Origin of the sequence: Gardnerella sp. 30-4, from assembly GCF_001641215.1 — a bacterium.
Lineage (GTDB): Bacteria > Actinomycetota > Actinomycetes > Actinomycetales > Bifidobacteriaceae > Bifidobacterium > Bifidobacterium leopoldii.
In genome coordinates, this window is sequence record NZ_LXJL01000116.1 from 1 (window position 1) to 4,011 (window position 4,011).

Annotated in this window: 4 protein-coding genes; 1 reads left to right on the forward strand and 3 read right to left on the reverse strand. The window is 42.3% G+C overall.

Annotation, left to right across the window (positions count from 1 at the left end; translation table 11 throughout):
* Nucleotides 1-110: 110 nt before the first annotated feature.
* Both rpsA and A5294_RS05915 read right to left on the reverse strand, forming a co-directional pair.
* The gene (gene rpsA / locus A5294_RS05910; RefSeq protein WP_004107061.1) at nt 111-1,613 is read right to left on the reverse strand and encodes a 30S ribosomal protein S1; all 1,503 of its coding nucleotides are present in this window, start codon (nt 1,611-1,613) and stop codon (nt 111-113) included.
* A gap of 146 nt (nt 1,614-1,759) precedes the next feature.
* On the reverse strand, nt 1,760-2,644 hold the full coding sequence (locus A5294_RS05915) for a bifunctional methylenetetrahydrofolate dehydrogenase/methenyltetrahydrofolate cyclohydrolase (protein WP_064340688.1): 885 nt from the start codon (nt 2,642-2,644) through the stop codon (nt 1,760-1,762).
* Nucleotides 2,645-2,766: 122 nt separating this feature from the next.
* On the opposite strand from A5294_RS05915, the gene A5294_RS05920 reads away from it, so the two are divergent.
* Nucleotides 2,767-3,819: a metal ABC transporter solute-binding protein, Zn/Mn family gene (locus A5294_RS05920; RefSeq protein WP_004119288.1), complete on the forward strand. Its 1,053-nt coding sequence runs from the start codon at nt 2,767-2,769 to the stop codon at nt 3,817-3,819.
* A 2-nt stretch (nt 3,820-3,821) separates the two neighbouring features.
* Here the strand turns inward: A5294_RS05920 and A5294_RS06940 are convergent.
* Nucleotides 3,822-4,011 (reverse strand): hypothetical protein (locus A5294_RS06940; protein ID WP_231880208.1); only part of this gene is annotated, 190 nt, incomplete at its 5' end.

Consider the following 4,011-nt stretch of genomic DNA (forward strand, 5'->3'; position numbering starts at 1 on the left):
ATATAAATTATAAAATCAGAGTATTTAGAGCACATTGTGATAATCGAAATACACAAGATGCCCTGATGATTACTCACAGGGCATCTTGTTCATACGCTTTTAGTAGAAAACTACTTCTTTTCGCTTAAAAGCTGTTCGCGCAGAGCTGCGAGCTGATCAGAATCAGCTAAAGCACCTTCACTAGTTGTTTCAGAAGAATAGTTGGAAGCAACTTCTTCCTTCTTTTCTTCCTTAGCTGGCTTCTTTTCAGCTTCTTCTTGCTGACCGTCAGCAGCAGCAGATTCTGCTGCAGCTGCAAGTTCCTTAGCAGCGAAAGCCTTGTGCTCTTCCCAAAGCTCGTGAGCTGCAGCATACTGAGCTTCCCACTCTTCGCGCTGCTGCTCGTAACCAGCCATCCACTCGTTAGTGTTTGGATCGAAGCCTTCTGGGTACTTGTAGTTGCCTTCAGCATCGTACTCAGCTGGCATACCGTAAAGAGCTGGATCGAAATCTTCAGAATTTGGATCAACAGCCTCATTAGCCTGCTTCAAGGAGAGGGAAATACGACGGCGATCAAGATCAACATCAATAACCTTGACGAATACGTCTTCATTTGCCTTAACAACAGTTTCTGGATTCTCTACGTGACGGTTTGCAAGCTCAGAAATGTGAACCAAGCCCTCAATGCCATCTTCAACGGAGATAAACACGCCGAACTGAACGATCTTGGTGACCTTACCCTTAACAACCTGTCCAGGAACATGAGTGCGAGCGAAGCGCTGCCATGGATCTTCCTGAGTTGCCTTAAGGGAAAGGGAAATACGTTCGCGATCGAGATCAACGTCGAGAACCTCAACGGTAACCTTATCGCCAACCTTAACAACCTCAGATGGGTGATCGATATGCTTCCAAGAAAGCTCAGAAACGTGAATGAGACCGTCAACACCGCCGAGATCAACGAATGCACCGAAGTTTACGATAGAAGACACAACGCCTTCACGAATCTGACCCTTCTTAAGCTGCGAGAGGAAGGTCTCACGAACTTCAGACTGAGTTTCCTCGAGGAACTGACGACGAGAAAGCACAACATTGTTGCGGTTCTTATCGAGCTCAAGAATCTTAGCCTTAATCTTCTGACCAATGTATGGAGAAAGATCGCGAACGCGACGCATTTCAACCAAGGATGCTGGTAAGAAGCCACGCAAACCGATATCTACGATCAAGCCGCCCTTAACAGCCTCAATAACGGTACCTTCAACGATGCCGTCTGCATCCTTAATCTTCTCGATGTCACCCCAAGCACGCTCATACTGTGCACGCTTCTTGGAGAGAATAAGACGTCCTTCCTTGTCTTCCTTAGTGACAACAAGGGCTTCAATGGTGTCGCCAACCTCGACAACATCATCTGGATCAACGTCTTTTTTGATGGAAAGTTCACGGGAAGGAATTACACCTTCAGTCTTGTAGCCGATGTCCAGCAATACTTCGTCGTGATCAATCTTTACGACGGTACCTTCAACTAAATCACCATCATCAAAATTCTTGATGGTTGAATCGACTGCCTTGATGAAGTCTTCTTCGGTGCCAATATCATTAATCGCAACCTTGGCGACTTCGTTATTATTCTCTGCCATTAGTTATTAGTGGTTTCTTCTTGGGGTGGATATTACTCGATATTTAATTATGTATTTACGTTACGCATGTATGCCATGCACACGCTTTGTCGATTTTATATACAGGCATAGCCAAAATTTACGTTTTACTTCGGGCGTGTCGCATTTTATTTGCAATTAAGTGCTCGCTCAGCCATATCTACAACATTCGCCAGCAACATAGCTCGAGTCATCGGACCTACTCCACCAGGATTCGGAGAATACGCTCCAGCAATTTCGCGACAAGCTGAATCAACATCACCTTTTACGCGGTATCTACCAGCTTCTTCATCAAAAACACGAGATACGCCTACATCAACAAGAACAGCACCAGGTTTAATATCTTCTGGCTTAACAAAACCAGCACAACCCATTGCGGCAATTATTACATCAGAACGACGCATAATCTCCTGCACATTCCGAGTATGTGTATGGCACAACGTAACAGTTGCATCTACTCCCCTGCGGGTTAAAAGAAGACCAATAGTACGTCCAACCGTAATGCCACGACCAAGCACACAAACTTCCTTACCAGAAAGTTCAATACCGTACTCATCAAGCAAAGCTAAAATTCCACGCGGCGTGCACGGCAAAGGTGTTGTAATATTACCGGAAATATGCGTAACAAGTTCACCCAAATTATACGGATGCATTCCATCACAATCTTTTGCAGGATTAATAGAAGAAATAACTTTTTGAACATCAATTCCTTTTGGCAATGGCAGTTGCACAATAAATCCAGTACAAAGAGGGTCATTATTTAATTTCTGTAAAGCAGCAAGAATCTCATCTTCACTAGCATCTTCTGGCAGATCGCAACGAATAGAATTAATCCCCACTTCTTCGCAATCACGATGCTTACCAGCAACATATTTCAACGAACCAGGATCACTACCTACAAGTAACGTGCCCAAACCTGGATTAATGCCTTTTTTATGTAAAATAGCAACGCGCGCTGCCAAATCTTTTTTAATTTTACTAGCTAAAGCTTTACCATCTAACACAATAGCCATAAAAAATTTCCTCCCAACTCGCACAATTCGTAAGGATAGGCTATCGTGAAGTATAGAAGATATGGGTCGACTAACAATTTTGCGTGCGCCGACGCACCATTATCACGGGAGGAGTCACAGTGATGCGTACCGTTCTTTGTGCAGTAAAGAAGTTTGGAAAAACTGCCATAACATGCCTTATTGCTTCTGCAGTAATACTTGGATTTGCAGCTTGTGGAAAAACTGAGGAAAAACCAAAAGAAAAACCAAAAGCTGCAACAAATATTTCCGTTGTATCCACTGTTGACACCTGGGGTAGCTTAGCTCAAGAGATCGGTGGCTCTGACGTCAAAGTTGAATCAGTTATGACTGGCTCAGATACAGACATATCGTCGTTTAAACCTAGCTCAAAAGATTTAAAAAATATGCAGAATGCACAAGTATTAGTTACAAATGGTGCAGGCTACGATGATTGGGCAAACAAAGTACACCCAGCTAAAGCTGAAGTGCTTAGTGCAGCAGGTACTGTAGGAGCACTTAACGGAGACAATCCATATCTTTGGTTTTCTCACGATGCTAGGGACGCAATGGCATCTGCCATGGCTGACACCTTCTCCAAAGTTTTGCCATCAAAAAAACAAGCTTTTTCTAAGCGACTAGCACAATGGCAGGAAAAGGAAAAGAAATTAACCACCTACTTAAGTGATTTCTCTAAAGAAAATGGTAACGCAAAGTATGCTTCTACATCTCCTATTCTTTTCTGGCTAATGTCTGATGCCAATTTGAAAGATAGCTCACCTAAAGAATATGCTGACGCACTAAATAACAATAATGAACCAGAACATTCAAGCGTTGAGGAGTTTCAGAAGCTTATTGAAGGTCGCAAAATCGATGTGTTGATTAGCGATAGCCAACAAGGAAACGATGTTCTAAACTTGCTAAACGGAATCGCAGGACGCAGCTATACGTCCACAGTGCGAGTAAGCGAACTTATGCCAAAATACGCAGATCAGCTTGATAAATGGATTATGAAGATTTGTGACGACCTACATAATGCTGTAAAAGCAACAAAGGATATGCGTAAAGACATTGATGACAAAGAGCCTCAGAAAAAGCCAATCACTGAGAAGCCACACGTAGCAAAGAATACCGATCCTAAAAATTCTAACCAAGGTCAACAAGATCCAGGTAAGTAAATTTAGGTGAATCTGTTAAAATAAAAAATCCTTGCATTTTGTAAATGCAAGGATTTTTTATTATCTGTTTTAAGCAAGAACAAAAGCAAAACATACAATAAATACGTAAGCAAATATATAAGCAAAAGCCCTTCTAACTCGCCAATATACCAACGTTTAGAAGGGCTTAAAATAATATGAACAATTAATATC